Raw genomic sequence first — 26,932 nt, 5'->3', positions numbered from 1 at the left:
GGGTCCCTCAGTAACCCGACGACGAGACCGCCGCGGCGAGGACGACGATGTAGAAGACGACGACCACCGCCCATACCGCGACGCTCGCCACCACCGACCAGATCGCCCACTTCTTCGCGTCGTCGGCCGATCGGCGCGCGGCATCGAACTGGCCCTGCGCCCAGAGGGAATTGACCTGGCTCGCCTTGATGATCGAAACGACGCCGAGCGGCAGGCAGCACAGGATCGTCGTGAGAATGCCCCACACCAGGTTGTTGTCGGGTGGCGGCCCGAACTGCGGCCCCGGGTAGTACCCGTAGCCGCCCGGCGGGGGATACCCGCCCGGATTGTTCGGCGGGTACTGCGGATAGTCACTCATCTTCGTCCTCGATCACCCCGTCGGGATCCCGGCCTGTTCCGGTTCCCCCCGCGCGGAAGGGTAGACCAGCCGCGGTGCTGCCGCACTCACCACGACCGCGCCGGCCGCCCGGCCCGGGACGTGTTCACCGATTTTCTCCGCTCATAGCCGGCATCCGGGGTTGCTCCTCGTCGGGTGGGGGCTGGCCGGATCGGCGCAGGGGTGCGCCGGCGAACACGAAGAACAGCACGACGAGCAGCGCGGCCCGCCCCCACACCCCGACCAGGGTGAGCAGCAGCGGGATCGTGGTGTCGCTGTGGGTCATGGTCGCGTCGAACCACAGGAACACCCCGATCCCGATGGCGAGGTCCACGGTGAGGTACGAGGCGATCAGCGGCCAGCGCACCCGCAGCAGCACCAGGAACGGCAACAGCCACAGGGTGTACTGCGGTGAATGGACCTTGTGCAGCAGCAGGAATCCACACAGCATCGCGGCGCCGACCGCGACCCACGGGTAGCTGCCGTCGCGGCGGTACCGCCGCCACCCCAGCCACAGCGCCAGCGCGAAGGCGGCGCAGATCGACAACGGCGAGACGACGGCGACGATGTCGTTGTACTCGGCCGTGACCTCGGTGTCCTGATAGCCGCCGACCAGCGGCCGCAGCCCCCAGTACCAGATCGAGTTGCTCGTGGCGTCGGCCGCGCGGTTGCCCTGGAACTCGAACGATGCGCGCCATCCCGGATAGCCGAGCAGCGCGAACGGCAGGTTCACGGCGATCACCGTTACCGCCGCTGCGGCGCCCACCGTCACCGCGCCCCGCACGTCGCGCCGGGGTCGCGGTTCGTCCCCGCCGGTCAGGACGTACGCGATCAGCGGCAGCACGAAGATGCCGGGATACACCTTGAGGCAGAACCCGACCGCGAGCAGGACGGCCGCGGCCACCGCGCGGGTGCGCAGGGACCACCGTCGCACCCCGAGCACGGCCACGGCCCCGACGGTGGTCGCGACGACGGGCAGGTCCCAGTTGTGGAAGCCGTACAGCACCAGCGGCGGCGTCACCGACCAGAGCAGCGCGGCCCATCCGGCCAGCCGGCCGAGGAGCCACGCGACGAGCAGGCCGAACGGGGCCAGCAGCAGCGCGGAGTGCAGGAGGAACTCGGCGTCGGTGTCGGCGCGCAGGGCCCCCACCCACATCAGGATGCCGCTCAGTACCGGGTACTCGACGGTGCCGCCGGTGAGCACGCCGTCGCGGGTGATCCCGCCGTCGAGGAACGGGAACAGGTGCAGGTTGATGCCGCGTCCGATCCACAACTGCTGGATGTCGGAGTAGCAGACCGTGGCGTCCTTGACCGCGTCGAACCGCACGCTGCGGCCCTGCGGGTCGAACGGCGGCCCGGCGCAGCGGGCCTTGTTCAGGTAGCCGAGCCACATGGCGAGCGCGCACGTCACGACGGCGACGAGCGCGGGCGTCCGGGAACTCGTGCGCATGTTCTTCACCCTAGGCCAATTTCGCTGGTCAAGGGCGCGTCGTGTAGCCTGCATGGGTTGCTGACGCAACGACCCTCCTGTCACGGACCGTCCGTGACCGCCCATAGTCCATAGGAGGTGATGAGGTCTTATGCGTCATTACGAACTGATGGTCATTCTCGACCCCAGCCTGGACGAGCGCACTGTCGCCCCGTCGCTGGATACGTTCCTCAACGTTGTTCGCCAGGACGGCGGCAAGATCGACAAGGTCGACGTGTGGGGTAAGCGTCGTCTCGCGTACGAGATCGCCAAGCACAGCGAAGGCATCTACGCGGTGATCGACATCAGCGCTACGCCCGCCACTGTCGCGGAGCTGGATCGCCAGCTCGGCCTGAACGAGTCGGTGCTCCGCACCAAGGTTCTGCGCCACGGCAAGTGAGTCTGTCGGCGTCCGGCCGTAGGCTCGGGCGCATCAGGACTCCACACACAGCAGGAGGAACCACATGGCAGGCGACACCGTCATCACCGTCATCGGCAATCTGACGGCTGATCCCGAGCTGCGTTTCACCCCGGCGGGGGCCGCGGTCGCGAACTTCACCGTCGCGTCCACGCCCCGCATCTTCGACCGTCAGTCCAACGAGTGGAAGGACGGCGAGGCGCTGTTCCTGCGCTGCAACATCTGGCGTGAGGCAGCGGAGAACGTGGCCGAGAGCTTGACCCGTGGCTCGCGCGTGATCGTGCAGGGCCGGCTCAAGCAGCGCAGCTACGAGACGCGTGAAGGCGAGAAGCGCACTGTCGTGGAGCTCGAGGTCGACGAGATCGGCCCCTCGCTCCGCTACGCGACGGCCAAGGTCAACAAGGCCAGCCGTGGCGGGGGCGGTGGCGGGGGCGGCTTCGGCGGTTCCTCCGGAGGATCGGGCGGGGCCCGTGCCGGCGCGAGCACCGGCGGGGACGACCCGTGGGGCAGCGCCCCGGCGGCGGGCTCCTTCGGCGGGGACGACGAGCCCCCGTTCTGATCCGACCTTCGATCGGAACATTCGGAAAGTACGGAGAAAGACCATGCCTAAGGCGCCCGCGCGCGAAAAGGTTTTGAAGAAGAAGGTCTGCACCTTCTGCAAGGAAAAGAACGTGCAGATCGACTACAAGGACACGACGTTGCTGCGCAAGTACGTCAGCGACCGCGGCAAGATCCGCGCCCGTCGTGTCACGGGTAACTGCGTGCAGCACCAGCGCGACGTTGCCATCGCTGTGAAGAACTCGCGTGAGGTGGCCCTGCTTCCTTACGTCTCGACGGCTCGCTAAGGAAAGGGAGGGACACACGATGAAGCTCATTCTCACTGCCGACGTGGACAACCTCGGTGCGCCTGGCGACACCGTCGAGGTCAAGGACGGCTACGGCCGCAACTACCTGCTGCCCCGCGGCCTGGCGATCGTCGCCACCCGTGGTGCCCAGAAGCAGGTCGAGGGCATCCGCCGGGCCCAGGAGGCTCGTGCGGTGCGCGGCCTCGATCACGCCAAGGAGCTCAAGGCCGCGATCGAGGGCCTCGAGAGCGTCACCTTGGCCGTGAAGACCGCCGGCGACTCGGGCAAGCTGTTCGGCTCGGTCACCGCCGCCGACGTTGCCGGTGCCGTCAAGGCCGCCGGTGGCCCCGTCGTCGACAAGCGCATCATCGAGCTGCCCAAGGCGCACATCAAGTCGACCGGCAAGCACACGGTGATCGTGAAGCTGCACCCGGACGTGACCGCGAAGTTCGATCTGAACGTCGTGGCCGCCTGATTCCGGTCCTCGAAGAGCCCTGCGCCCCTGGTGCAGGGCTCTTCGTCGTCTGTCCACAGGCTTGTGGATAACCCGACGGGGGTACCGGTAGGTTTGTGACCTGCAGCATAGCGGCGGGGTGCCGGAACCGCGTAACACGCCCGGAAACACATCCGGCACGACACGCCGAGCGGGTTGTTCTCCACACTTGTGAAACACGATTTGTGCCGTCTGAACAGCAGCGATGCAAAGTGTGAGATGCGTTGTCCCCAGGTTGTCCCCAAGGGGTGCACAAGGTCGTCCTCCTGTTTCCACAATTCATCCACAGATGTGTGCACAGGCGGATTTGGACGGGGCGTTCCCAGTGCCTAACGTCGAGCGCGCGCGTCCGGAGGACGTGTCGGTGGGGCCGGGTAGAAGTGGTGACGAGCGCGGGTGGACAGGGCCTGTCCCCCGCGAAGGTGCCGAGACGGGGAAGGACGGCGTCGCGTGGCTGTAGTGGACGATCGGGGCCATTCCGAGTACCCGGGACCGCCGGAGGAGCCGGCGGGCGACTTCGGCCGCCAGCCCCCGCAGGACATGGTCGCCGAGCAGTCGGTGCTCGGGGGCATGCTGCTCAGCAAGGACGCCATCGCCGACGTGCTCGAGGTGCTGCGGCCCGGCGACTTCTACCGTCCCGCCCACCAGGCGGTGTACGACTCGATCCTCGATCTCTACAGTCGCGGTGAGCCGGCCGACCCCGTCACGGTGTCCGCGGAACTCGACCGGCGCGGAGAGCTCCGCCGCATCGGCGGCGCCGCCTACCTGGTGACGCTGACCCAGACCGTGCCTACCGCCGCGAACGCCAGCTACTACGCCGAGATCGTCGCCGAGAAGGCCATCCTGCGCCGCCTCGTCGAGGCCGGCACCCGCATCGTCCAGTACGGGTACGCCGGCTCCGATGGGCAGGACGTCGCCGAGGTCGTCGACCGCGCCCAGGCCGAGATCTTCGAGGTCTCGGAGCGCCGCACGTCCGAGGACTTCGTCCCGCTCGAAGAGCTGCTGCAGCCCACCATGGACGAGATCGACTCGATCGCCAGCCGCGGCGGCATCTCCCTGGGTGTGCCCACCGGGTTCGCCGAACTCGACGAGATCACCAACGGTCTCCACGCCGGGCAGATGATCATCGTCGCCGCCCGCCCGGGTGTCGGAAAGGCGCTGTCCCTCGACACTGCACTGCCCACCCCCGGCGGCTGGACGACCATGGGCGAGGTCGCCGTCGGCGACGAACTTCTCGACGCCCACGGTCGCCCCACCCGGGTGCTGGCCGCCACCGAGGTGCTGCACGGCCGCCCCTGCTTCGAGGTGGAGTTCTCCGACGGCACGGTCCTCGTCGCCGACGAGCAGCATCAGTGGCTCACCTCCGACGGCGGCCCGTCGCGGGTACGCACCACCGGGGAGCTCGCGGCCTCACTCTCCACCGGCCACATCGTCGGCAACGTCGCTCCGCTGCGCCTGCCCGTCGCCGATCTGCCCGTCGCCCCGTTCACTCTCGGCGCCTGGCTCGGTGGCCCGTCGGCCGATCCCCACGTGCACATGCGGGTGCAGGGCGAGGGCGGATTCGCCGAGGAACTCATGACGCTCGGCGCGCACATCCCCGGCGCCTACCAGCGGGCGTCGGAACAGCAGCGGCGTGAACTGCTCGCCGGTCTGCTCGACGCCGGCGGCCACGTCGAGGACGACGGCACCGTGCGATTCGAGTCGGACTGCGCCCGCCTGCGGGACGACGTCGCCGAGCTGCTGGCCGGCCTCGGCTACACCTGCGCCGCCGCCGGGTCGGCGGTGCGATTCGCCACCGACGACGACGTGTTCGTCCTCCCCAGCAAGGCCAAGGCGCACAAGCAGACCCGTACGACGGTGGCGCGGCAGCGGCGCATCGTCGCCGTCCGTCCCGTCGAGTCCGTACCGGTGCGGTGCGTCGAGGTCGACGGTGAGCACCTGTATCTCGCCGGGCGGTCGATGGTGCCCACCCACAACTCCACGCTCGGCATGGACTTCCTGCGGTCCTGCTCGGTCAAGCACGGCATGGCTTCCGTCATGTTCTCCCTCGAAATGGGCAAGACCGAGATCGTCATGCGGCTGCTCTCCGCCGAGGCGAAGATCAAGCTCGGTGACATGCGTTCGGGCCGCATGACCGACGACGACTGGACGCGCCTCGCCCGGCGGATGAGCGAGATCAGCGAAGCGCCCCTGTTCATCGACGACTCCCCCAACCTGACGATGATGGAGATTCGCGCAAAAGCGCGGCGCCTCAAGCAGAAACACGACATCCGGCTGGTCGTCGTCGACTACCTGCAGCTGATGACCTCCGGTAAGAAGGTCGAGTCCCGCCAGCAGGAGGTCTCCGAATTCTCCCGTAGCCTCAAGCTTCTCGCGAAGGAGCTCGAGGTCCCGGTGGTCGCGATCTGTCAGCTCAACCGCGGTCCCGAGCAGCGCACCGACAAGAAGCCCATGGTCTCCGACCTGCGTGAGTCGGGTTGCCTCACCGCGAGCACCCGCGTCCTGCGCGCGGACAACGGCTGCGAGGTCACCCTCGGCGAGTTGCTGGTCAGTGGGGAACAGCCCGTCGTCTGGTCGCTGGACGAGCGCATGCGCATGGTTGCGCGCTCGATGACCAAGGTGTTCCCGAGCGGACGCAAGGAGGTGTTCCGGCTGACGCTCGACTCCGGTCGTCAGGTGGAGGCCACCGCGAACCATCCCTTCCTCACCGTCGACGGGTGGATTCCCCTCGGCGAGCTCACGGTCGGCGAGCGGGTCGCGGCGCCCCGCGCCGTTCCTGCTCCTCTCGACACGCACGCCGTCTCGGCGGACGACGTCGTCGCGCTGGCCGAGCGCGCCGTCGTCGAAAGTTCTGTTCCGTCCCAGGCGTTCGCGCTGCCGAAGGAACAGGTCGCCGCGCTCGTGTGCCACGTGTGGGAGGGCAACGGAATCGTCGCGTGGGACGGAGCCCGAGGGCGGGCCGATGTCCGGTATCCGTGCGCAGCCCGGTGCCTCGCCGACGACTTGGCCCGTCTGCTCCTGCGAATCGGCGTCTTCGCTCGGATCGCTGCGGCCGAAACAGGGTGGGATGTCGTCGTCACCGGCCCGGAGAATCAGGCCGTCTTCCTGCACGACGTGGGCGCCCACGGCACCGCGGCACAGTGGGTGCTCGCGCAGCTCGGCCCGAAGCTCGTACGTCACGACGCCGACACCGTGACACCCGACGTCGAGGCGGCGCTGGGCCGGCTCCTCGCTGTCGAGGAACTCGCTCCCAGCGAGCTCGTCGCGGCCGCGGCTTCGCGGTCCGTTGGGGGTTCACGGTCGAGTCTGGCTCAGGTGGCAGGCGTCCTCGACACCGCCGACATCGACATGCTCGCCACCAACAATGTGTACTGGGACGAGATCGTATCCATCGTCAGCCTCGGTGAGCAGGACGTGTACGACGGGACCGTCCCGGGCACGCACAACTTTGTTGCCGATGGCATCTCGGTGCACAACAGTCTCGAGCAGGATGCCGACATGGTGATTCTGCTGCACCGGCCAGACGCGTTCGAACGTGACGACCCGCGCGGCGGTGAGGCGGATCTGATCCTCGGCAAGCACCGCAACGGTCCGACGGCCACGATCACCGTCGCGCACCAGCTGCACTTGTCGCGCTTCGTGGACATGGCGCGGGGCTGAGGGTTCGCCTCACAGCCCGGACGGCGTCCGACGGGATTCGCGCACCGATTCGGAACTTGCCCACGCAATTCACGCGGCAAGTTCCGATTCGGTGGGCAAGTTCCGAGCGCTACCGCACCGGCCGGCTCGTCGACAGTGCGACGGCGCCGAGTACGCCGACGGCGGCGAAGGCGTAGAAGCCCCAGGGGTAGGCGACGCCGGCCTGCAGGAGCGCACCGCCGAGGATCGGACCGCAGATGGCGCCGATGCGGCCCACGCCGGCGGACCAGCCGAGCGCCGTGGCGCGTGCCTCGGCCGGGTAGGCCGCGCTGGTGAAGGCGTAGACGAGCACCTGGGAACTGAAGACGAAGCAGCCGGCAAGGAACACCAGCACGTAGACGCCGTAGGCGAGGTTGATGCTGAGCGTGGCGAGGAACAGCGCGGCGAGGGTGAACCACACGAGGCCCGCGGTGCGTGCGCCGATCCGGTCGGCGACGCGGCCGGCGACGAGCAGGCCCGCGACGGCACCGGCGTTGAGCACGAGCAGCAGCGACAGCGACGCACCGAGGTCGTATCCGGCTTCGCGCATGATCGTCGGCAGCCAGGTGTTGAGGCCGTACACCAGGAGCAGCCCCATGAAGGAGGTGACCCAGATGGACACGCTGGTGCGCAGCAACTGCGGCGAGAACAGGGCCCGCACCGGCGACGCCGGCTTCGCGTCCGGGGTGTGGCCGGGGCCCGGTGGCACGACGTCGGTGGACGGAAGTCCGTAGTCGGCAGCGATGCGTGCGGCTTCGTCGTGCCGGCCTCGGGCGGAGAGGTACGCGGGCGACTCGGGCAGGTAGCGGAACATCAGGGGGACGAGAACGAACGCCGGCAGTGTGCCCGCGACGAACATCGAACGCCACCCGGAACTCTCCAGCAGGACGAGGGCGAGCAGGGCCGTCGCCACGGCGCCGACGTGGTAGCCGGTCATGACGGTGGTCGACGCGGATCCCTTTTTCCCGGGCGCGAATTCGGCGACGATGGCCAGCGCGGTGGGCAGTGCGCCGCCGAGGCCGAGGCCCGCGAGGAAGCGCAGGACGCCGAGCATCTCCGGTGATGTCGCGAACGCGCATGCGAGGGTCAGCACCGAGAAGGCGGTGACGGAGAAGATGAGGGTGCGTCGCCGGCCGAGGACGTCGGTCAGTGTGCCGATGGCCAGGGCTCCGAGTGTCATGCCGACCAGGCCGGCGGTCGAGATGACCGTGAGGCCGCCGGCATCGACGTTCCAGTCCGGGTAGTCCAGCAGCGCCGGGTTCACGGCGCCGAGAACGACGAGGTCGAAGCCGTCGAGGAGTACCGCGACCCAGCACAGCGCGATGACGAGTCGCGCGGAGCGGGTCGTGTGTCGGGGCGCCTCGGTGGCGACCCCGTCGGAGCTTGTTCGCATAGTGCACACCTGTTCGTAACCGAGTGATCGTTCGGATTGTGACTGCGTGCACTGCCGTACGTCAACTCCGCTGTGGGACAGGGCCGATCGGGAAAATCGATCAGGCAGAAGCTATTTCACTCAGTGAAAACGACCGTTGTGTCGGCGGTCCCGAGATGGATCAGACGCGCTCGGTGTGGGCCGCGAGAGTGAAAGGCGATTCCCGGAACGACGGGACCGAGCGGAGCCTGCGCCGCACGCGCAACGAATCCTCGCGCCGAATCGGATCGCGCTGCGGTCGTGCAGGGCGCGCATCCCGGATCGCGGTCGACGGTCGCACCCGGACGGCCTCGGAGGTCGCGGCTCAGGTTCCGGTGTCGGAGGGATGGTGGAACGGGAGGTCCTGCAGGTGAACTCGCTCGGGTTCGATGAGCGAGACGATCGCCGAGCGCATCGGGAAGTCGGTGCCGACGTAGCGGTTGCTCATCCGGTCCATGATCTCGACCGCTTCGTCGCCCTGGAGTTCCTCGACGACCCGGCCGCGGACGACGACCGACCGATACGGATTGTGCTCGTCGCAGACCGACACGGCGACGCGCCCGTCACGGCGTAGATTGGCGACCTTCCGGTTCTCGCGAGCGGAGAAGATCGCCAAGCGATCACCCTCGACCGCAATCCACACGGGAGAGACATGCGGTGAGCCGTCGGGCATGAGCGTCGCGACGTGTGCCATGTTCCGCGCCCCGAGCAGAGCCCGCACCTCGGCGGACAGTTCGGCCATGACCGGCAGCCTACTCGCGCCCACATGGATGCACAGGCTGTTGCCGCAGGACAGGGGGACCGCCCCCGGACGACGGTGCTGCCCGAGCGGAACGACGCGGGGGACAGAAGCCTCGACCGCGTATCGCGGCCCCTCCCGCGATACGGACATGTAACACGACCGAGTCCCCGAGCGACGTTCCGTCCGACGCGTCGACACCGCAACCGGGGTCGTCGGCACGGACCGAGATCGGATGGGGTGGGACCATGGCACTCGATTGGGCGGTGCGAAACAAGCGGATTGCCGCGGCTGCGGTGGCTCCCGTGGCGCTGGGCGCGGCGGCGGTGATAGCGGTGGCGGTCTCGGAACCGTCGGCGCCGTCGACGACCCCGACGACGCTGACCGCGTCGGTCACCGAGTGCCACGACATGGTGAGCATCGCGGTCGGCGGGCGCAACGACAGCCCCCGCCCCGGAACGCATGCGATGCTCCTCGACGCCGACGGGAACCCTCTGCCCGCCGCATCGTCCACCGACTTCAGCAGCCCCTGGGTCGACGAGGTCGTCAACGCGCCGCGCGACGACGTCCCGGAGGGCTCCTACTCCGCGGTGTACGTCGAGTACCCGGCGAACATGTCGTCGTACGACGACGCCGTCGAGACCGGCGTGGACAACGCCCAGACCGTGATGCAGGCGATCCGCGAGGCATGCCCGGACACGAAGTTCGCCGTCGTCGGGTACAGCGAGGGCGCCGATGTGGCGCGCCGGGTGGCGATGGAGATCGGTAACCAGGAGGTCGCCGAGGACGGGTCGTACGAGATCGTCGATCCGGATTCGGTCGTGGGTGTGGTCATCCTGGCCGACGCCGGTCGTGAGGCGGGCGAGGGACCGTTCCCCGGCGCGGAGGACGAGTTCCGCAACCCGGACGGGTTCGACCTCGCCTACCAGTCGGGCCGCAACAGCGCGTCGGGCAGCGGTTCGCTGCCGGGCACCTCGGGCAGCTTCGGGGCGCTGGACGGCAAGGTGGCGTCGTTCTGCTCGGAGGGCGACCTCACGTGTTCTGCCCCGGAGAACATCGCCCTGCTGCAGCTCGCGGTGAACGTGGGCCGGCAGTTGAACGTCGACGCGCTCGAGCGCGAGGGCCTCACGCCGCAGACCGCGCTGGACGTCGCCACGGTCCTCGGGCGGATCGCCATGGCCGCGTTCGCCGACATCCAGTCGCAGGAGAACTGGATGCAGAGCGACGAGACGTTCCTCGACGTGCTCATCAAGGTGTCGGATCCGTCCTACGAGCCGGCCGTCCGCGATGTCGCCTCGGACGGCACGGACGACGAGATCACCTCCGGTGAGCTGATCGACCTGGCCTATCTGCCGGCGAAGCTCCGCAACGAGGTCATCGGGTTCCTCGCCGACAACGAGAACACCCTCGAGGTGGCGCTGAGCGATCCCTACCAGCAGACCCTCGGTCCCGATACCGGGCACCACTTCGACTACTGGCGCGACTCCGACCCCGAGAACGGCAAGCCCCTGACCTCGGCGCAGTACGCGGCAGCCTGGCTGACGCACCTGGCGAAGCAGGCCGAGAGCGGCGAGCTCGACAAGGCCGAGGCCGAGTCGACCGCCCCGAAGCTCGTCGTCTCGTCGAAGCCGATCGATCCGGCGCCGATCCCGCCGACGGTGGACGAGGACGCGGAGAAGGCCGCCGCCGAGGCCACCACGACCGCCCCGACGACCACCTCGCGGACCCCGGCCGCGACCACCACGACGGCGGCGTCGCCGGCGCCCGTCCAGGCCCCCGCGCCCGCCCAGGCGGCGGCTCCCGCTCCGACGGCGACCACGACGTCCCCGGTTCCGTCCCCTGCAGTGCAGTCCCCGGTCGTCGAGCCGCTGCCGCCCGTCGAGTCCACGACGACGGAGTCGAGTGCCGCCGAGACCACGACGCCGGCGGCCACCACCACCGCGACGACCACCACGCCGGTGCCTCAGCCGTAGGCCGGTCGAAGGCTCGCCTCGCGGATCGTCCTGGCCCTGGTCGTCGACGCGACGACCAGGGCCACCGCGGAGAAGGCGGGCAGTGGATGGCCCAGCAGCACCGCGACGGCCAGATCGGCGGCCACTGCGCCCGTCGCCATCGTGAAGACCCACGGCGGCGCGGTGGGCAGTTTCGCCTTCCCGGCCGTCCACGGGGTACGGGCCCAGGGTTTCGCGACCGACAACCACGCCTGGAAGGCGAGCGCCCCGACCATCAGAGCGGTACCCGCGATCATCGGCCCCGCCGGTCCGGACGCGCCGTCGCGGGCGGCGTCCACCGAACTGTTCAGGCCCGCCGACAGCAGGAAGATCCCGAGGTTCACCTGGACCACGGTGAGGACGAACTTGATCGCGACCCACCAGTAGCGCAGGAAGCCCCACGGCGTCGCCGCCGCGAGCAGGAAGCCCGTGAACGCCGACGCGTTGGCCAGCGGGGCGAGCAGCGTGCTGTCGAGGTGCTGCGCCATCGTCGTTCCGGCCACCCGCACCGCGGGATCCACCGCGGTGCCGCTCAGTGTCAGCAGGACGAGCAGCGCGAGGGCCTGGCTCATCCATCCCACGGACGTGACCACGTGCAGCCACACCGTCGCCTGCCGCCACCGCTGTCCCGGACGCTTCGCCATGTGGTCCACTGTCGCCCGGCGCACGCTGGAGCGAATCCGGGATCACCCGGAGAATCCCCCTGAAATCTGGCGCTGAAATCTGGCGCTGAAATCTGGCGCTGAAATCTGGTGCTGAAATCTGGTGCCCGGGTTCAGCCGTGCTCGATGTACGACTCGAGTTGGTCGCGTTCGCACTGCAGTTCGTCGATCCGGCTCTTCACGACGTCGCCGATGCTGACGATCCCCACCATGCGGCCGTCCACCACGACGGGCAGGTGCCGGATCCGGCGTTCGGTCATGGTCTCGGCGAGGCTGTCCACCGTGTCGGTGGGCAGGCAGGTGGACACCGTCGTGCTCATGATGTCCCGGACGCGGGCGTCGAGCAGGGCGGGACCGTGCTGGTGGAGCCGGCGCACGACGTCGCGTTCGGAGACGATGCCGATCACGGCGCCGCCCTCCATCACGACGAGGGCGCCCACATTGTTGCGGGCCAGTTCGCCGATCATGTCTTCGACCGAGAGGTCCGGATCCACCGTGGCCACGACCGGCCCCTTGTTCCGCAGCACGTCCGCGATCCGCATCCCGGTACCCCGATCCATCCGTTCCCACCCGCCGTGACGGCGATCGATGGTTGTCGATCTTATTCCCGCAGATCGGCGAAACCCCGTGTGGTTATTCAGTCGTGACTCGGCGCCCGGACCTTCGCCCCGGATCGTTATCCGGTGGTGTCGCCCATCACGGCGCCCTCTCGACGGGGGTCCGCGCCGCCGATCCACCCGGTCTCGTCCCGCCGCAGCGCGCTGAGCCCGCTGGACTGGGGGAGCACCGCCACCTGATGACCTCGTGCGCGCAACTCGGCGACCAGCGGATCGCGGGCCCCGTCGTCGCTGCCGTCGATCGCCGGATGCTCACCGCCGACCCCGGTGACGGGCGTGTTGGCCGCGCCGAAGGCGACCGCCGACACCGCCTGCTGGGGATCCAGACCCCAGTCGAGCATGCCGACGAGGGTCTTGACCACGAACTGGATGATGACTGAACCACCCGGCGAGCCGACGACGATGCGCACGTCGCCGCGGGTGCCGTCGGGGTTGCGGTCGAACACGAGGGTCGGTGCCATCGAACTGCGCGGCCGCTTGCCCGGTTCGACGCGGTTGGCTACCGGGACCCCGGCCTCGTCCACGGGTTCGGCGGCGAAATCCGTCAGCTGGTTGTTCAAAAGGAAGCCGTCGACCATGTGGAACGAGCCGAACGCCGATTCGATCGTCGTGGTCATCGAGGCCACGTTGCCGTATTCGTCCGCGATGGAGATGTGACTGGTGCCGTGTTCGCGGTCCTGCGCCGGAACCCCCAGGGGCACCGGCCCGAAGTCGCCGGGCTGTGCCGTGCCCATGCTCCGGCCCGGGTCGATGAGATCGGCCCGTGCGCGCAGGTAGTTGTCGTCGAGCAGGGTCTGCGGCGAGTTGCCGGGCAGGGGAACGAAGTCCGAGTCCGCCACGTACTTGTCGCGGTCCGCGTACGCGAGCCGCTCGGCCTCGGAGATCAGGTGCACGGCGTCGGCGGTCGGCTCGCCCCCGTTCTCGTCGACCTCGGTCGGTCCCAGCGCGGACACGTCGAAGTTCTCGAGAATGCCCATCGTCGCCGCGACGGCGATGCCTCCCGATGACGGGTTCGGCATGCCGCAGATCTCGTGCTCCCGGTAGGGCGTGCACACGGGGGTGCGCGTCTTCACCTCGTAGCCGGCGAGGTCGTCGACGGTCATCGTCCCGGGGGTGCGGCCCCCCGTGGCGGTGGCGGTGGCGTCGACGATGTCCTGAGCGAGGGCTCCGGTGTAGAACGCGTCGGCTCCGTCGGACGCGATGGCGCCGAGCGTCTTCGCCATGGCCGGGTTGACCAGGACGGTGCCCGCGGTCTTGGGCGTGCCGTCGGGGTTCAGGAAGTACGCCCGTGCCTCGTCGTCGACGGCGAGGTCGGGTGCCGCGTCGGCGATCGCCGCGGCCATCCGGTCGCTGATCACCACCCCGTCGTCGGCGAGGGCGACGGCCGGGTCGAACAACCGGGCCCACTCGGTGCTGCCGTGGTCGCGGTGCACCTCCTCGAGCAGGCGCACCACGCCGGGCACCCCGATCGAACGGCCGCTGGCACGGGCGTCGGGCCGGGGTTCGGTGCGGTCGGTGTCGCTGATCCAGCGCAGGTAGTTCTCGGTGGCCGACATCGGTGCCGTCTCGCGGCCGTCGTACGCCTGCACCTGCCCGGTCTCCGCGTCGTAGTAGAGCAGGAAGGCGCCGCCGCCGATCCCCGACGACTGGGGTTCGACGAGTCCGAGCACCGTCTGCGCGACGACCAGTGCGTCGGCGACGGTGCCGCCGTCGCGCAGCACCTTGCAGGCCGCCTCCGTCGAGACCGGATTGGCTGTGGACACCGCGTACGACGCGGTCGTCACGGCCGTCATCTCGTCCCGGTAGCCGGTGGCGACCTCGGGGTTGGTGGCCAGGTCCCGGTCACCGGTGGCCGGGGCGGGCGGCGCGGCGGACAGGGGGGTGCCGTTGGGAACCGAGACGCACTCGGCGGGTCCCGCCGGGTCGTCACCGGCCGACGTGCAGGCGCCGAGCAGCGCGACCGACAGGGTCGCGGCGATCGCGACGCGGATCGTGGAGCCCACCTTCGCCGGCGCTGTCATCCCTCCGACGGTAACAGCGGCCGTCGGTGCCCGAAGTGCTTCCGGCGAACTCCGTTTCGGCCGGGCCGTCGTTCCGGGCCACCGCGTCCAGCCGCGAACCTTCCGGTCATCCGCGCGCGGCACGACTGTTGCCTGTGGCCGATCGGCGCGCGGCTGTGGAGCGTATCCGCTATCCCAGCAGCACAATTCCGGTGAGGGCGATCGCCGAGACCCACACCGTGGATGCGGCGGCGAGCGCGAAGGGCCGCCAGCCCACGCCCCGCAGGACGTCGATGCGTACGGCGGTGCCGAGCGCGAACATGGCGGCGGTGAGCAGCGCCGTCTGCGCGAGCCGGGCGACGTCCAGAGCCGGGTCGGGGAGCAGGCCGGTGGCGCGCAGGGCCACGCAGCCGAGGAAGCCGAGCAGGAACAGCGGCACCAGCGGGGGCCGCCGCATTTCGGTCTGCTCGCGGCTGCGGCGGCGGGACACCGCGCCGATCCAGGCGACCACGGGCGCGAGCATCGCGACCCGGGCGAGCTTCACGGTCACGGCCACCGCAAGGGCACTCGCGCCCAGCGCCCCGGCGTTGCCGGCGTCCACGGCTTCCCCGGCGGCGACAACCTGCGCCACCTCGTGGATCGCGGCGCCGGCCCACATGCCGGCCTGGGTGGTGTCGAGTCCCAGCGCGGAGGCCGCGAGCGGCAGGCCGGGGATCATGGCGGTGCCGAAGACGACCACCAGTGCGACGGCGGTGACCACGTGCTGCTTGCGGGCGTCGACGACCCCGTCCACCGCGGCGACGGCGGCGGCGCCGCAGATCGAGAAGCCGCAGGCGACGAGCAGGCGTTGCGTCCAGTCGAGCCCGAGGATCCTGCCCAGTGCCATCGTTCCGGCGATGCCGCCGACCACCACGGCCACGACGAGGCCGAGCACGCCCCAGCCGAGGGCGAGCACGTCGGTGACGAGGAGTTGCAGACCGAGGAGGGCGACCCCGATCCGGAGCAACCGGCGCGAGGCCACGGCCAGGCCGGGTTCGGTGGACGCCGGGAGCGAGGTCGTGTTGGCCAGGAGTGCGCCGAGGACGATGGCGATCAGCAGGGGGCTGATGCCCCCGGCGAGCCGGGCGGCGACGAGGGCCGCCGCTGCCGCCGCGGCACAGACGGCGAGTCCCGGAAGCGGAGCGCGCAGGCGTACCGCGGCCGGGGCCGAGAGCGCCTGGAGAGAAGTGGCCATGGTCTCCACCCTGGCGGGTGGCGCGCGTCGCGGATAGACGGTGTTTCGGCATCACCTCATATCGATTCGATATGAGACGGGGCCGCGGTAGGCACGGCCGCGCCGCCGCGAAGCGAACTTCATCGCCGGTGTGCGAGCGCCCGCACCGCGACGTCTCCCACGGTCTGCAGCGCCTGCACGAGCACGATCAACACCACCACCGCGACCATCAGGACCGGGGTGTTGAAGCGCTGGTACCCGTAGACGACGGCGAAGTCGCCGAGCCCGCCGCCACCGACGACCCCGGCCATCGCGGAGTAGCCGACCAGCAGAACCGCGGTGAGGGTGGCACCGGAGATCAGAGACGAAAGCGATTCGGGAAGAAGTACTTTGGTGACGATCTGCCGGTTCGAGGCCCCCATGGCCCGGGCCGCGTCCACCCGCCCACGCGGAACCTCTCGCAGCGCGCTCTCGACGATGCGGGCAAAGAACGGGATCGCGCCGATCGTCAAGGGGACGAGCGCGGCGGTCGGCCCGATCGCAGTCCCGACCACCAGACGGGTCACACCGATCAGCGCGATCAGCAGGACCAGGAACGGCAGCGAACGGAACACGTTGACCACGGCCCCGACCACGAGATACAGCGTGCGGATCGGGCGCAGCCCGTCCGGCGCGGTCACGTGCAGCAGAACACCCACGAGCACCCCGCCCACGACGGTGAGGAGGAAGGCGACGCCCACCATGTAGAGGGTGTCGAGCGTGGCGGCCCACACCTCGGGCAGGGCGTCGTACCAGCTGAGTTTGTTCATGCCCCGACCCTCGCCACGACGCCGGTCGTCCACGCGACGGTGACGTCGGGCAGGGCGGCGAAGAATCGGTCCACCGCGTCGCGATCCACGTCGCCGTCGAAACGCACGTGCAGCTTGCCGATGTCGGTACCGGCGACACGGTCGACCCGGCCACCGACGACCGCGACGTCGACCCCGACGTCGCGGGAGAGCCGGGACAGCCACGGCGTGGCGACGGCAGAGCCGCGGGCGGTGACGAGCGCGGTCACGTCCCCGTTCTGCTCGCCGACGCCCGCCGGCAGCAGCGCATCACCGAGGCGGGAGAGGGGGTCGGCCACGAGATCGGCCACGGGACCGGATTCGACGATGCGGCCCCCGTCCAGCAGCGCCGCCGACGTGCAGATCCGGCGCACCACGGACAGCTCGTGGGTGACGACGACGATGGTGACGCCGAGGGTCCGGTTGACGGTCGCGATCAGATCGAGCACCTGCTCCGTGGTGGCCGGGTCGAGGGCACTGGTCGCCTCGTCGCACAGCAGGACGTCGGGCTCGGCGGCGAGTGCGCGCGCGACGCCGACGCGCTGCTGCTGCCCGCCGGACAACTGCGAGGGGAAGGCGTCCCGCTTGTCGGTGAGCCCGACCAGCTCGAGCAACGTCTCGGCCCGGTCCCGTCGCTCCGTCCTCCGTACGCCGGCGACCTCGAGCGGAAACTCGACGTTCGCGCGGACGGTGCGGGAGTGCAGGAGGTTGAACTGCTGGAACACGGTGCCGATGCGGCGACGGGACGCGCGCAGCCGGCCTTCGGACAGGTGCGAGAGGTCCTCGCCGCGCAGGAGGATGCGTCCGCTCGTGGGGCGTTCCAGCAGGTTCAGGCACCGCAGCAGCGTGGACTTGCCGGAACCGCTGGGGCCGACGATGCCGAAGACCTCTCCCTCGTCGATCCTCAGGTCGATTCCGCGGAGTGCGTCGATCGTGCCGGTGCCGCCCGTTGCCGGGTACGACTTGGTGAGTCCGTCGACGACGATCACGCGCCGACCTCGTGGACGGGTACGACCGCGCCGTCGTAGTTCTCGGCGATCCAGGCGGCGACCTCGGGCGACTCGAGGGCGTCCGCGAGGGCGGTGACGGCGGGATCGGACGCATCCTCCGATCGCACCACGAGGATGTTCTCGAACGGGTTGTTGTCGACGGATTCCCGCACGATGCTGTCGTCCGCGGGGTTGAGCCCCGCTTCGAGCGCGTAGTTCGAGTTGACGACCGAGGCCGTGATCGCCGGATCGTCGACGGTGCGCGCGAGCTGCGCGCGTTCGAGCTCGACGAACCTCAGGTTCTTCGGATTCGAGACGATGTTCGCGGCAGTGACCGTCGCGATGTCCGCTTCGGACAGCGGCTTGTCGAGTTCGAGCAGGCCCGCCGACTCCAGGAGGTAGAGCGCACGCGCGAAATTGGTCGTGTCCTTCGGCAGCGCGATCGTGTCGCCGTCCTTCAGGTCCGCGACCGCGGCGATCTTGTTCGAGTACAGGCCGAGCGGTTCGAGGTGTACGGCGGCGACCGACTCGAGGTTGTCCACGCCCTTCTGCTGCTGCCAGTCGGCGAGGTACGGGTGGTGCTGGAAGAAGTTGGCGTCGACGTCACCGGCTTCGAGCAACTCGTTCGGGTCCACCTCGCCGGTCACGGGCTTGATGTCGAGGACGACGTCGCCGAGCGCACCGGATTGCCGCACGTGTTCCAGGATTTCGACATGCGGTGTCGCGGAGGCGGAGATCACGAGCGTGTCCTCACCGGTCCCGGAGGCGGAGCAGGCGGCCAGCCCGGTGGCCAGGGCGACGGCGGAGACCACGGACAGGGTGCGGCGCAGAGTCATTCGGAGTGTTCGCTTTCGTCGAGATCGCCGGGCCGGCCGGCGAGGAGGGGGGAGTTCGAGAGGTCGGCGTGATGGCGCTCGGTGACGTTGGGGTGTGCCCGCAGCCGTGACTTGAGCGCGTTGAGCCCGTACACGGCGTGCAGGGCGTCACCGTGCTCGTCCGCACCCACCCCGCGGGCCTCGGCGGCGAGTGCGCCGGGCAGCGGCACATGCGGCAACGCCTGATCCAGTGCGGGATTGAGGAAGAACGGCAGGGATACCCGGTCGGTGCCGGGAGCCGGCGGAAGGACCCGGTGCGTCGTCGCCTTCAGGTAGCCGCCGGTGGCCAGTTCGAGGAGCTCGCCGATGTTGACGACGAAGTGTCCGGGCAGGGGTTCGACGTCGACCCAGGTGCCGTCGATCTCCACCTGGAAGCCGGTGCTTCCGGGTTCCGGATAGAGCAGCGTGAGAACTCCCACGTCCTTGTGACTGCCCACACCCTGTCCGGTGATCGATCGGTCGTGGCCCGGGTACCGTACGATCTTCAGCAGCGGATCGGGGTCCGCGAACGCGCCGTCGAAGAAATCGGCTGGTGCGGAGAGGGATTCGGACCATGCCCGGAGGAGTCGACGGCCGACCGCGCCGGCCTGCTCGATCCACTGCAGCGCGAGCGTCCGCAGCTGCGGCACCCGGCTCGGCCACAGGTTCGGACCGTGCAGCACCTCCCACGGCCGCTGGGGGTCGAACTGTGCCACCGGAGCCCGTTCGGGGCCGATGTCGAGTTGCTCGCGCCAGTCCACATATCCCTGGGTTCGTTCACCCCCGACGCGGGTGTAGCCGCGGAAATGAGGCGAGTGGGAGTTCTCGATCTCCAGCTTCACGGGGTCGGGCAGGGCGAAGAACGCGCGTGCCGCCGCGATCAGCCGGTCGGCGAGGGCCGGGTCGATGCCGTGGCCGGCCAGGTGGAAGAAGCCGACCTCGTGCGTGACCCGGCGCAGCCGGTCGAGCAGGGCGGCCCGGGTGGCGGCATCGCCGTCGAGGCCTGTGAGGTCGACGACGGGCAGGGTGGTCGAGGGAGGCATCGCAGGGAGTCCTTTCGGGCCACGTCGAGCGCCGGGTGCCCGGGAAACGGGCAACGCGGCACCGGCGGCCGGAGGAGATGTCGGTATCGGGAGACGCGGGTGCGTCCGGTGGGACGGCTGTCAGCGACAACAACACGCCGGGGCGTGCGTGCCCACGACGCGTGCGATCACGACCTGCGCGTGACTGGTGCCGACCATCTTTCCTCCGATGGGCCGCGGGCGCGGCCCGTTCGTGGCGGGAATCCGCCCTCGGTGCTGCCGGACGGTCACGCTATCCAGTGGACGGGTCTCGGACAACCCACGCCCTTTCGGGCGGGTCCGACCTGCACCGATTTCGGATCACGACGATCGCAATCCTGGTCCGCACCCCGGTGCACGGCTACCGTGACGCCGATGCCGAGACGACGACGGCGACGTGTCCGGCCGGGCGCAACGGTTCCGATCACCTCGAGGACAACCCTTCGCGGACGCCCACCGGGACGGCAGACTCTGTAGTTCGTGCGCTTCCAGATCCTCGACATCATCTTCAACCCGCCGCATCCGGTCACCGGCGACGTCGTCGCTCCCGCGGAGCGCCTGAACCGCGTCGTCGAGATGGCCGTGCTCGCCGAGCAGCTCGGCATCGACAGTTACTCGGTCGGCGAACGTCATGCCGGCGACGTGCTCTCGTCCAGCCCGATCGTCGTCCTCGGTGCCATCGCACAGGCCACCGAGCGGATCCTGTTGTCCACGGGTGTGACCGTGCTGTCGGTGCTCGATCCCGTGCGCGTCGCCGAGGATCTGTGCACCGTCGATCAGCTGAGCCGGGGCCGCCTCGAGATCGTCATCGGCAAGGGCAACGAGGTGCTCCAGTACCCCCTGTTCGGCCTCGACATCGGCAAACAGTACGACTACCTCACCGAGAACTACGAACTGCTGCGCCGGCTGCTGCGGGAGGAACACGTCGACTGGTCGGGTGAGTACCGAGCGGCACTCGCCGATGTCACGACGCTGCCCCGCCCGTTCGACGGGCCGTTCCGCATCTGGCACGGATCCGCCACGTCGGCGCGGGCAGTGGACCTGGCGGCGAAGTGGGGAGACCCGATCGTGACGGCCAACGCCCTGCAGCCCCGGGAGAACTACAAGGTCCTGATCGATCGATACCGCGAGCACTACGCCGCACACGGTCACGACCCGGCGAAGGCCTACGTCGGATCGGGTTCGGGCGGGTTGTTCCTCGCGGACACCACGGAGAAGGCGATCGAGGAGTACCGGCCCATCTACGAAGGTGCGGTACGCCAGGCCGACAAGAGGAAACATGATCCGGGCGCCGTCGGCAAGACCACCAGCTTCCGCACGATCGAGGAGGCGGTCGAGCGGGGTCCGGCCCTGGTCGGTTCGCCGGATCGCGTGGCCGAGAAGATCCTCGACTACCACGAGTGCTTCGGCCACGTCCTCCAATCCGTATCCGTCAACCACGTGCTCGACTTCGAACGCCAGAAGGACACCCTGCGTCGATTCGCCGAGGAGGTCGTGCCGCTGGTGCGCGCGGAGGTACCGCCGACGACGCTGTGGAGCGAATCCGACACCGAGCGCGCCAGAGGGTTCACCGCCGATTCGCCGGTGGGCAGCCGATAGCGATCCGTCGACCGGCCGGGAACCGGCCAGAAGGGCTCCACTCGTGACCACGTCTCACCCACTCACAGCGAACCCCGGCGCCGGCGCGGATCGGGTGGTCGCTCGCTCCGATGCTCTCGAACGACGCGGTGCTCTCGAACGACGCGGTGCTCTCGAGCGACGCTTCGGTGCTGCCGACACGACCGGTCCCTGGAACGCGGTGCTGGCGACTCAGCTGGCGCACCGGTCGGTGCGCCGGTTCCTCGACCGTCCCGTCCCCGAGGATCATCTGCGCGCCGTCGTCGCCGCCGCGTCGTCCGCGGCCAGCTCGAGCAATCTGCAGCTGTGGTCCGTCGTCGCCGTCACCGACCGCGAGCGGATCGATGCGCTCGCCACCCTTGCGGGCGATCAGGATGCGGTCCGCCACGCGTCGCTCTTCCTGGTCTGGCTCGCAGACTTCGCCCGCTCGGAGCGCATCGCTACGGTCCACGGCCGAGAACTCGTCAACGCGGACTTCGCCGAGGGCACCCTGCTCGGCGTGGTCGACGCGGCCCTGGCCGCGCAGAATGCCGTGGTCGCGGCGGAATCGGTCGGCCTGGGCACCGTGTACATCGGTGGCATCCGCAACGAGCCCGAGCGCGTCGCCGACGTCCTGGAGCTGCCGCAGCGGGTCTTCCCGGTCGTCGGCCTCTCGGTCGGCTTCCCTGATCCCGCGGAGCGGGCCGAGGTCAAGCCGCGCCTCGGATTCGACGTGGTGTGCCACCGGGACCGTTACCGACTCGAGGCGCAGGACGCGGGTATCGTCCGGTACGACACCCGCGCCGAGGACTTCTACCGTGGACAGGGCCTGCCGGGCAGCTGGACCGGGCGAATCGTGGCACGACTGACGGATCCGGGTACCCTGGGATCGCGCCGCCGACTTCGAGACGCGTTGCGCGAAAGGGGTTTCCCGACGAGCTAGGGGCGCCGGCAACCCCGGCACCGCCTCGGCTGTGCCCCGACGAAGACCGTCGGGGACGGCCACGATCGACTGCAGACAGGTGAGGATCGAGCACTATGACCGAAACAGCGTGGAGCCGCAGGCACGTGGACCTGTGCCGCACCCGCTCGTGTCTCTGTGCCTCCTGACCTGAGTACGTGTCTTCCCGACTCCTCCCTCCGTCTCGGTATGTACCTCCTTCAAGGAACGGCTATGTCCCTGTCGATGTCGAATGCCCTCGAATACTCCGCCACCGCCGCATCGGAGCACGCTCCGGGCGTCCGTGGCGACGAATACCGCTCGGCCCTTCGGCGGCACCCCGCCGGGGTCACGATCGTCACTCTCGAATCCGGCTCCGGCCCGGTCGGGTTCACTGCGACGTCCTTCGCTTCGCTCTCCCTCGATCCGCCGCTGGTCTCGTTCAACATCACCGACACGTCGTCGAGCATCGACGCCGTCCGCTCGGCCGAGTCGTTGGTGATCCACCTGTTGGGCGACCATCAGCAGCATCTCGCGCAGCGCTTCGCGCGCAGCGCGGCGGAGCGGTTCTCCGACGAGTCACTCTGGACCCGAATCGAATCCGGTGAACCTGTCCTGCACGGCACGCCGGTCTGGCTCCGGGTTGTCGTCGACCGGTTGATTCCGCTCGGTGACAGCACTCTGGTCGTCGGTGTCGTGGTTCGTGCGCACGAGGACCCGAATCCGGCGGAGGGCAAGAGTATTCCGTTGCTCTACCACGAGGGCGCCTACCACCGCCCCGTCGCATTGGAGGAGTGAATCATGAGTCGCCTGCCGAGTCTCCGGAACGAGTGTCCGAGCTGTCGCCGCACCGCATCGCCCGTCAGCTCGTCGGATCCCCTCCTCGACCGGAGCCTCACATGGAAATCCTCGCCACTCGCAATGACGTAGTCACCGCCGCCGGTGCCGAACTCGTTCTCGTCCTGCGGCTGCCCGACATCGGAACACACTCCTCGCGTGACCTGGCGGCGCTCGCCGACGCCCTTCGCGAGGCCGCCCACGATCTGGTTCCGGGCGTGAGCACCCATACAGTGCTCAGCCCGACCCCCATCCCGTTGATCATCGACCTTCCCGCCCGCGACGTCCTGCTCGACGGCCGGCGAGTGCTGCTCAGCCACAGCGAGTTCGAGATCCTCGCCTATCTCGTCCGCAACCCGAGGACCGTGGTGTCCCGGGCCGTCCTGCGCGACCTCGGCACCGGGGTGCGGGAGGTGGACAGTCGCGGCCGGAACGTCGATGTCCACGTCTCCCGGATCAGGACCAAATTGCAGCAGTTCGGCAGCATCATCTCCACGGTCCGCGGCAGCGGATACCGCTTCGACCCGCACCCGGCCGTTCACATCACGGAACTGCTGACGAGGCGGTGCGCATGACGCCCGGGCACGACGACCTCCCCACAGGTCGCCCTTCGGCGGCCGCACGCGAATCGGAGTGCGAGAGGCAAGGTCTACTGCGGCGGCTGTTCGCCGAGGTCCGGTGGCCGGACGTCGCCACCACCTACGCGGTGATAGAGCTGTGCACATGGTGAGCGCGGTCCGACCAGAACCTCCCGGCAGCGCACCGCGCCGGGATATCCCGAATGTATGTGGAAAGGCCCCTGCGTGAAGACCACCGTCGTCGCCGGCAACCCCAGGCCCGGCTCCCGCACCCTCGACGCCGCCACCCTCCTGGCCACCGAACTCACCGGCTCCGCACCGGACCACGTCGTCGACGTGATCACCCTCGGACCCGGCCTGCTCGGCTGGGGCGACGACGCCGTCACGGCGGCGGTGGACACCGTCGCCGCCTCGGACCTCGTGGTCGTCGCCAGCCCCACCTTCAAGGCCACCTACACCGGCATCCTCAAGCTCTTCCTCGACCAGTTCGCCACCGGCGACGGCCTGCGCGACGTCACCGCCGTGCCGCTCATGCTCGGCGCCGGCCCGGCCCACGCCATGGCCCCGGACCTGCTGCTCAAGCCGGTGCTCGTCGAACTCGGCGCCACCACCCCGGCGCCGGGTCTGTGCCTGCTCGACTCCACCTACACCACCGACACGCGGATCGCGGACTACGCCGAGCGCTGGGCGCCTGTCCTGCGATCCGCGTGGCGGTGATCGGGCCGGGTCAGACGACCACGGGCTCGCGGTCGTCCTGATCGGCGGCCTCGAGTTCGCGCACGAGCGGCAGCACCTTCTCGCCGAAGTACTCGATCTCCTCCTGGAAATGGAGGAAGCCGGACAGGATGAGATCGACCCCGCGCCGGCGGTATTCGACGATGCGATGGGCGATCTGCTCAGGCGTGCCGATGAGCTGGGTGCGGAAGCCGTCGTTGTACTGGACCAGGTCCTCGAATGTCGAGTCGGCCCACATACCCTTCTTGTCCCCGGTGGACGCGCCGGCCTGCTGCACGGCGCTGTGGAAGCCCTCGACCGCCGGGCGGTTCGCCTTCTCGATGATCTCGCGGAGCGTGTCGCGCGCTTCCTTCTCGGTGTCGCGGGCGATGATGAACCCGTTGAGGCCGACCTTTACCTCGCGCTGGTGCTCGCGGGCGACGGCGCGCAGGTCGGCGATCTGGTCGCTGATGCCGTCGTAGTCTTTGCCGTTGCTGAAGTACCAGTCCGCGTAGCGGCCACCGTTGGCGATCGCGGCAGTGGAGTTACCGCCCTGGAACAGTTCGGGATTGGGCCGCTCGGGCGTGTTGGCGGGCTTGGGCTTGAGGGTGAAGTCGTGGATGCGGTAGAAGTCGCCGCGGAAGTCGACATCGTCCTCGGTCCAGATCCTGCGCAGCACCTGCAGGAACTCGGCACTGCGGCGGTAGCGTTCGTCGTGCTCGAGCCACGGCTCGCCGAGGTGGGTGAACTCGTCCTTGAACCAGCCGCTGACGACGTTGACGGCGAACCGGCCGCTGGAGAGCTGGTCGGCGGTGGCACCCAGTTTGGCGAGCACCGCCGGCTGCCACAGTCCGGGATGGACGGCGGCGATCACCTTCAGGCGCTCGGTGGCCAGCAGGAGAGCGAGGGAGAAGCTGGTGGACTCGTGCTGGAACTCCGCGCCGTAGCTGGCCTCGTACCGCACCTGGCTGAGTGCGTACTCGAAGCCGTTGTTCTCGGCGGTGCGGGCGAGCCGGACGTTGTAGTCGTAGTCCCAGCTGGTGCGCTGTTCGATGTTCGAGGTGACCAGGCCGCCGCTGACGTTGGGCACCCAGTAGGCGAATTTGATCTCGGGGGTGATGTGTTCGGTCGACATGGGCACCAATTCAAGCGTCCGCACCCGCCGCACCCAATCGTTGGAATCAACCCGATCCCAACCGTCGCGAGCGGTCGCGACGGTCGGGACCGGGTCGTCGTCAGGCGGGCTGGACCGCTGCGCCGGCGAGCGGCGACGCGCTGAAGCCGCCGCTCGGCTGGAACCGCGCCAGCACGTCCTCGGCCGGCTCGCCGGCATGCGCGGTGATGAACGCCAGCACGTCGTCGCGGGTGCCGATGCCGAGCAGCGTGCCGGGTTCGGACAGGAACCCGAACAGCGCGGCGGCCACCGGCTCACTCACGGTCGCCGCGGGGAAGAGCAACTCCGCGTGCACGGCGTACTTCGGATCGCCGAGGAACAACCGGGTCACCTCCGCGGCGGCGTGACCGCGGGCGTCCCAGTGCTTTTCGAACTGCTCCGTGAGCCAGCCGGCGGTGAACTCGCCCTCGTGGCCGCGTGCCGCCTCGACCAGCGCCGCCACCTGCACCACGGTGTTCTGTGCGCCCTGGCCGGCGATGGGGTCGAACGCGATGGCGGTGTCGCCGATCGCGGCGACGACGTGGCCCCCGGCCGTGCGGCCCACCGCCCGCCGCACCGTCGGGGTGACGGCCCCGCGCAGCCACGAGTGCGGATCGGCCTCGATGACCTCGAGCTTCTCCACCTCGGGGGCGTCCTGCGGGAAGTAGTCGCGGTACAGCTCGACGACGGTGCGACGCGCGCTGTGGACGTCGGTGACCGCCTCGAACCGCTCGACCCACGGGCTGCCCGGCTTGGCGAAGCCGAGGAAGCTCCACGTCGGACCCGCGTCCTTGTGCAGGTACGGGCCGAGCCAGGCCTCGCCGTACTCGGTGTGCAGGTTGAACAGGTTGTGGGCGCCCCCCGCCTCGGAGCGGTAACCCCACGTGTCCGGGCCGTGCCCGAGTCCCCGGAGCGTCACCAGCAGCAGGGTGCGCTGGGGCTTGCGGTAGACGGTGCGCTCGGCGTCGACGGGAAACAGCGACGACAGGCCGCCCTTGCCGGTCGCGACGAGCGTCAGGTCGTGCTCGGCGGCGATCGCATCGAGACTCTCCGGCGTCACCGCGCGCACCTCGAACCGGCCACCCCGGTCGAGGAAACGGCCCAGCCGGTCGTCCGCCCGAAGCCGGACGTCGACGCCCTGCGCGACGTACCGGAAATCCGGGTCGAACTCGAGGACCTCGGCGCGGGTGTCGCCGTCGCCCGAGTACAGGCGCGTGCTCATGCCGGTCGAATGGGGTCCGTCGGCGTACAGATCCTCGATGATCCGGGCGTCGGACTCGCGGGACTTGCCGAAGTAGACGGCCGTTCCGGTCGCCGGCACGTCGTTGCGCAGCGACTCGCGATCCCGATCGCTGAGGACGGTGACGTCGAATCCGGCATCGAGGAAGCCGAGCGCGGCCGTGGTCCCGGCCAGTCCGGCGCCGACGACGGCGACGGAACGTCGAGTGGTGGTCATGGAATCTCCTCGTGGT

General features: G+C 69.5%; 26 protein-coding genes. 12 read left to right on the top strand and 14 right to left on the bottom strand.

Annotation, left to right across the window (positions count from 1 at the left end; translation table 11 throughout):
- Window positions 1–7: 7 nt before the first annotated feature.
- Together F1734_RS01245 and F1734_RS01240 are read right to left on the bottom strand one after the other, a co-directional pair.
- Complete coding sequence (locus tag F1734_RS01245; protein WP_010596252.1) at window positions 8–358, bottom strand: CD225/dispanin family protein; 351 nt, start codon at window positions 356–358, stop codon at window positions 8–10.
- 124 nt (window positions 359–482) lie between these two features.
- Complete coding sequence (locus F1734_RS01240) at window positions 483–1,826, bottom strand: glycosyltransferase 87 family protein (RefSeq protein ID WP_040273033.1); 1,344 nt, start codon at window positions 1,824–1,826, stop codon at window positions 483–485.
- Window positions 1,827–1,956: 130 nt separating this feature from the next.
- On the opposite strand from F1734_RS01240, the gene rpsF reads away from it, so the two are divergent.
- From rpsF to dnaB, 5 genes are all read left to right on the top strand, one after another.
- Window positions 1,957–2,244 (top strand): 30S ribosomal protein S6, encoded by a 288-nt coding sequence (rpsF, locus tag F1734_RS01235; RefSeq protein ID WP_003938619.1) that lies wholly within the window; start codon window positions 1,957–1,959, stop codon window positions 2,242–2,244.
- 64 nt (window positions 2,245–2,308) lie between these two features.
- Window positions 2,309–2,821 (top strand): single-stranded DNA-binding protein, encoded by a 513-nt coding sequence (locus F1734_RS01230; protein WP_010596250.1) that lies wholly within the window; start codon window positions 2,309–2,311, stop codon window positions 2,819–2,821.
- Window positions 2,822–2,864: 43 nt separating this feature from the next.
- Entirely contained in the window at window positions 2,865–3,107 is a 243-nt protein-coding gene (gene rpsR / locus F1734_RS01225) for a 30S ribosomal protein S18 (protein WP_003938621.1), read from the top strand.
- Between the two features lie 19 nt (window positions 3,108–3,126).
- On the top strand, window positions 3,127–3,582 hold the full coding sequence (gene rplI / locus F1734_RS01220) for a 50S ribosomal protein L9 (RefSeq protein WP_017680194.1): 456 nt from the start codon (window positions 3,127–3,129) through the stop codon (window positions 3,580–3,582).
- A gap of 468 nt (window positions 3,583–4,050) precedes the next feature.
- Window positions 4,051–7,260, top strand: coding sequence for a replicative DNA helicase (dnaB, locus tag F1734_RS01215; RefSeq protein ID WP_228287133.1), 3,210 nt, complete (start codon window positions 4,051–4,053; stop codon window positions 7,258–7,260).
- A gap of 109 nt (window positions 7,261–7,369) precedes the next feature.
- On the opposite strand, the gene F1734_RS01210 is transcribed toward dnaB, so the two are convergent.
- Window positions 7,370–8,671 (bottom strand): MFS transporter, encoded by a 1,302-nt coding sequence (locus tag F1734_RS01210; protein ID WP_040272951.1) that lies wholly within the window; start codon window positions 8,669–8,671, stop codon window positions 7,370–7,372.
- Window positions 8,672–9,014: 343 nt separating this feature from the next.
- Window positions 9,015–9,431 carry a TIGR03618 family F420-dependent PPOX class oxidoreductase gene (locus tag F1734_RS01205; protein ID WP_017680192.1) on the bottom strand — a complete coding sequence of 139 codons (417 nt, stop codon included), beginning with the start codon at window positions 9,429–9,431 and terminating at the stop codon, window positions 9,015–9,017.
- A 245-nt stretch (window positions 9,432–9,676) separates the two neighbouring features.
- Between F1734_RS01205 and F1734_RS01200 the strand changes: the two genes are divergently transcribed.
- Window positions 9,677–11,401 carry a cutinase family protein gene (locus F1734_RS01200; protein ID WP_203011260.1) on the top strand — a complete coding sequence of 575 codons (1,725 nt, stop codon included), beginning with the start codon at window positions 9,677–9,679 and terminating at the stop codon, window positions 11,399–11,401.
- Here F1734_RS01200 and F1734_RS01195 read toward each other — a convergent pair.
- The 8 genes from F1734_RS01195 to F1734_RS01160 form a co-directional block, all read right to left on the bottom strand.
- On the bottom strand, window positions 11,392–12,063 hold the full coding sequence (locus F1734_RS01195; protein WP_048771278.1) for a hypothetical protein: 672 nt from the start codon (window positions 12,061–12,063) through the stop codon (window positions 11,392–11,394). The genes F1734_RS01200 and F1734_RS01195 overlap by 10 nt on opposite strands.
- 131 nt (window positions 12,064–12,194) lie before the next feature.
- On the bottom strand, window positions 12,195–12,623 hold the full coding sequence (locus tag F1734_RS01190) for a CBS domain-containing protein (protein WP_010596244.1): 429 nt from the start codon (window positions 12,621–12,623) through the stop codon (window positions 12,195–12,197).
- 134 nt (window positions 12,624–12,757) lie between these two features.
- Window positions 12,758–14,719 carry a gamma-glutamyltransferase gene (gene ggt / locus F1734_RS01185; protein WP_064066156.1) on the bottom strand — a complete coding sequence of 654 codons (1,962 nt, stop codon included), beginning with the start codon at window positions 14,717–14,719 and terminating at the stop codon, window positions 12,758–12,760.
- A 169-nt stretch (window positions 14,720–14,888) separates the two neighbouring features.
- Window positions 14,889–15,932 carry a YeiH family protein gene (locus F1734_RS01180; RefSeq protein ID WP_124258562.1) on the bottom strand — a complete coding sequence of 348 codons (1,044 nt, stop codon included), beginning with the start codon at window positions 15,930–15,932 and terminating at the stop codon, window positions 14,889–14,891.
- 119 nt (window positions 15,933–16,051) lie between these two features.
- The gene (locus F1734_RS01175) at window positions 16,052–16,720 is read right to left on the bottom strand and encodes a methionine ABC transporter permease (protein ID WP_203011259.1); all 669 of its coding nucleotides are present in this window, start codon (window positions 16,718–16,720) and stop codon (window positions 16,052–16,054) included.
- On the bottom strand, window positions 16,717–17,727 hold the full coding sequence (locus F1734_RS01170; protein ID WP_102031753.1) for a methionine ABC transporter ATP-binding protein: 1,011 nt from the start codon (window positions 17,725–17,727) through the stop codon (window positions 16,717–16,719). The genes F1734_RS01175 and F1734_RS01170 overlap by 4 nt, the downstream gene beginning before the upstream one ends.
- Window positions 17,724–18,563, bottom strand: a complete 840-nt coding sequence (locus F1734_RS01165) for a MetQ/NlpA family ABC transporter substrate-binding protein (protein ID WP_006943671.1) — start codon at window positions 18,561–18,563, stop codon at window positions 17,724–17,726. Before F1734_RS01165 ends, F1734_RS01170 begins: the two co-directional genes overlap by 4 nt.
- The gene (locus F1734_RS01160; RefSeq protein ID WP_010596238.1) at window positions 18,560–19,624 is read right to left on the bottom strand and encodes an isopenicillin N synthase family dioxygenase; all 1,065 of its coding nucleotides are present in this window, start codon (window positions 19,622–19,624) and stop codon (window positions 18,560–18,562) included. The genes F1734_RS01165 and F1734_RS01160 overlap by 4 nt, the downstream gene beginning before the upstream one ends.
- Window positions 19,625–20,122: 498 nt before the next feature.
- Between F1734_RS01160 and F1734_RS01155 the strand changes: the two genes are divergently transcribed.
- The 6 genes from F1734_RS01155 (at window position 20,123) to F1734_RS01135 (ending at window position 24,310) form a co-directional block, all read left to right on the top strand.
- A complete protein-coding gene (locus F1734_RS01155) occupies window positions 20,123–21,241 on the top strand; it encodes an LLM class flavin-dependent oxidoreductase (protein ID WP_010596237.1) in 1,119 nt (372 codons plus the stop codon).
- 94 nt (window positions 21,242–21,335) lie between these two features.
- On the top strand, window positions 21,336–22,181 hold the full coding sequence (locus tag F1734_RS01150; RefSeq protein ID WP_203011762.1) for an NADPH-dependent oxidoreductase: 846 nt from the start codon (window positions 21,336–21,338) through the stop codon (window positions 22,179–22,181).
- A 95-nt stretch (window positions 22,182–22,276) separates the two neighbouring features.
- On the top strand, window positions 22,277–22,348 hold the full coding sequence (locus F1734_RS26515; RefSeq protein WP_353852504.1) for a putative leader peptide: 72 nt from the start codon (window positions 22,277–22,279) through the stop codon (window positions 22,346–22,348).
- A 64-nt stretch (window positions 22,349–22,412) separates the two neighbouring features.
- Window positions 22,413–22,976 carry a flavin reductase family protein gene (locus F1734_RS01145; RefSeq protein ID WP_010596235.1) on the top strand — a complete coding sequence of 188 codons (564 nt, stop codon included), beginning with the start codon at window positions 22,413–22,415 and terminating at the stop codon, window positions 22,974–22,976.
- A 101-nt stretch (window positions 22,977–23,077) separates the two neighbouring features.
- Window positions 23,078–23,590, top strand: coding sequence for a winged helix-turn-helix domain-containing protein (locus tag F1734_RS01140; RefSeq protein WP_010596234.1), 513 nt, complete (start codon window positions 23,078–23,080; stop codon window positions 23,588–23,590).
- A gap of 228 nt (window positions 23,591–23,818) precedes the next feature.
- Window positions 23,819–24,310, top strand: coding sequence for an NADPH-dependent FMN reductase (locus F1734_RS01135; protein WP_203011258.1), 492 nt, complete (start codon window positions 23,819–23,821; stop codon window positions 24,308–24,310).
- A 10-nt stretch (window positions 24,311–24,320) separates the two neighbouring features.
- On the opposite strand, the gene sfnG is transcribed toward F1734_RS01135, so the two are convergent.
- Together sfnG and F1734_RS01125 are read right to left on the bottom strand one after the other, a co-directional pair.
- Complete coding sequence (sfnG, locus tag F1734_RS01130) at window positions 24,321–25,442, bottom strand: dimethylsulfone monooxygenase SfnG (protein ID WP_010594218.1); 1,122 nt, start codon at window positions 25,440–25,442, stop codon at window positions 24,321–24,323.
- A 100-nt stretch (window positions 25,443–25,542) separates the two neighbouring features.
- Window positions 25,543–26,916 (bottom strand): styrene monooxygenase/indole monooxygenase family protein, encoded by a 1,374-nt coding sequence (locus tag F1734_RS01125; protein WP_203011257.1) that lies wholly within the window; start codon window positions 26,914–26,916, stop codon window positions 25,543–25,545.
- Between the last annotated feature and the right edge of the window lie 16 nt (window positions 26,917–26,932).

Origin of the sequence: Rhodococcus ruber, from assembly GCF_016804345.1 — a bacterium.
In the GTDB taxonomy this organism is placed as follows: Bacteria; Actinomycetota; Actinomycetes; order Mycobacteriales; family Mycobacteriaceae; genus Rhodococcus; species Rhodococcus ruber.
This window is presented reverse-complemented; position numbering and strand designations above follow the sequence as displayed.

Excerpts from the sequence above, each read along its gene's own strand:
- F1734_RS01245 (WP_010596252.1), bottom strand. The coding sequence starts at position 358 with ATGAGTGACTATCCGCAGTACCCGCCGAACAATCCGGGCGGGTATCCC.
- F1734_RS01240 (WP_040273033.1), bottom strand. The coding sequence starts at position 1,826 with ATGCGCACGAGTTCCCGGACGCCCGCGCTCGTCGCCGTCGTGACGTGC.
- rpsF (WP_003938619.1), top strand. The coding sequence starts at position 1,957 with ATGCGTCATTACGAACTGATGGTCATTCTCGACCCCAGCCTGGACGAG.
- F1734_RS01230 (WP_010596250.1), top strand. The coding sequence starts at position 2,309 with ATGGCAGGCGACACCGTCATCACCGTCATCGGCAATCTGACGGCTGAT.
- rpsR (WP_003938621.1), top strand. The coding sequence starts at position 2,865 with ATGCCTAAGGCGCCCGCGCGCGAAAAGGTTTTGAAGAAGAAGGTCTGC.
- rplI (WP_017680194.1), top strand. The coding sequence starts at position 3,127 with ATGAAGCTCATTCTCACTGCCGACGTGGACAACCTCGGTGCGCCTGGC.
- F1734_RS01210 (WP_040272951.1), bottom strand. The coding sequence starts at position 8,671 with ATGCGAACAAGCTCCGACGGGGTCGCCACCGAGGCGCCCCGACACACG.
- F1734_RS01205 (WP_017680192.1), bottom strand. The coding sequence starts at position 9,431 with ATGGCCGAACTGTCCGCCGAGGTGCGGGCTCTGCTCGGGGCGCGGAAC.
- F1734_RS01200 (WP_203011260.1), top strand. The coding sequence starts at position 9,677 with ATGGCACTCGATTGGGCGGTGCGAAACAAGCGGATTGCCGCGGCTGCG.
- F1734_RS01195 (WP_048771278.1), bottom strand. The coding sequence starts at position 12,063 with ATGGCGAAGCGTCCGGGACAGCGGTGGCGGCAGGCGACGGTGTGGCTG.
- F1734_RS01190 (WP_010596244.1), bottom strand. The coding sequence starts at position 12,623 with ATGCGGATCGCGGACGTGCTGCGGAACAAGGGGCCGGTCGTGGCCACG.
- ggt (WP_064066156.1), bottom strand. The coding sequence starts at position 14,719 with ATGACAGCGCCGGCGAAGGTGGGCTCCACGATCCGCGTCGCGATCGCC.
- F1734_RS01180 (WP_124258562.1), bottom strand. The coding sequence starts at position 15,932 with ATGGCCACTTCTCTCCAGGCGCTCTCGGCCCCGGCCGCGGTACGCCTG.
- F1734_RS01175 (WP_203011259.1), bottom strand. The coding sequence starts at position 16,720 with ATGAACAAACTCAGCTGGTACGACGCCCTGCCCGAGGTGTGGGCCGCC.
- F1734_RS01165 (WP_006943671.1), bottom strand. The coding sequence starts at position 18,563 with ATGACTCTGCGCCGCACCCTGTCCGTGGTCTCCGCCGTCGCCCTGGCC.
- F1734_RS01160 (WP_010596238.1), bottom strand. The coding sequence starts at position 19,624 with ATGCCTCCCTCGACCACCCTGCCCGTCGTCGACCTCACAGGCCTCGAC.
- F1734_RS01145 (WP_010596235.1), top strand. The coding sequence starts at position 22,413 with ATGTCCCTGTCGATGTCGAATGCCCTCGAATACTCCGCCACCGCCGCA.
- F1734_RS01140 (WP_010596234.1), top strand. The coding sequence starts at position 23,078 with ATGGAAATCCTCGCCACTCGCAATGACGTAGTCACCGCCGCCGGTGCC.
- sfnG (WP_010594218.1), bottom strand. The coding sequence starts at position 25,442 with ATGTCGACCGAACACATCACCCCCGAGATCAAATTCGCCTACTGGGTG.
- F1734_RS01125 (WP_203011257.1), bottom strand. The coding sequence starts at position 26,916 with ATGACCACCACTCGACGTTCCGTCGCCGTCGTCGGCGCCGGACTGGCC.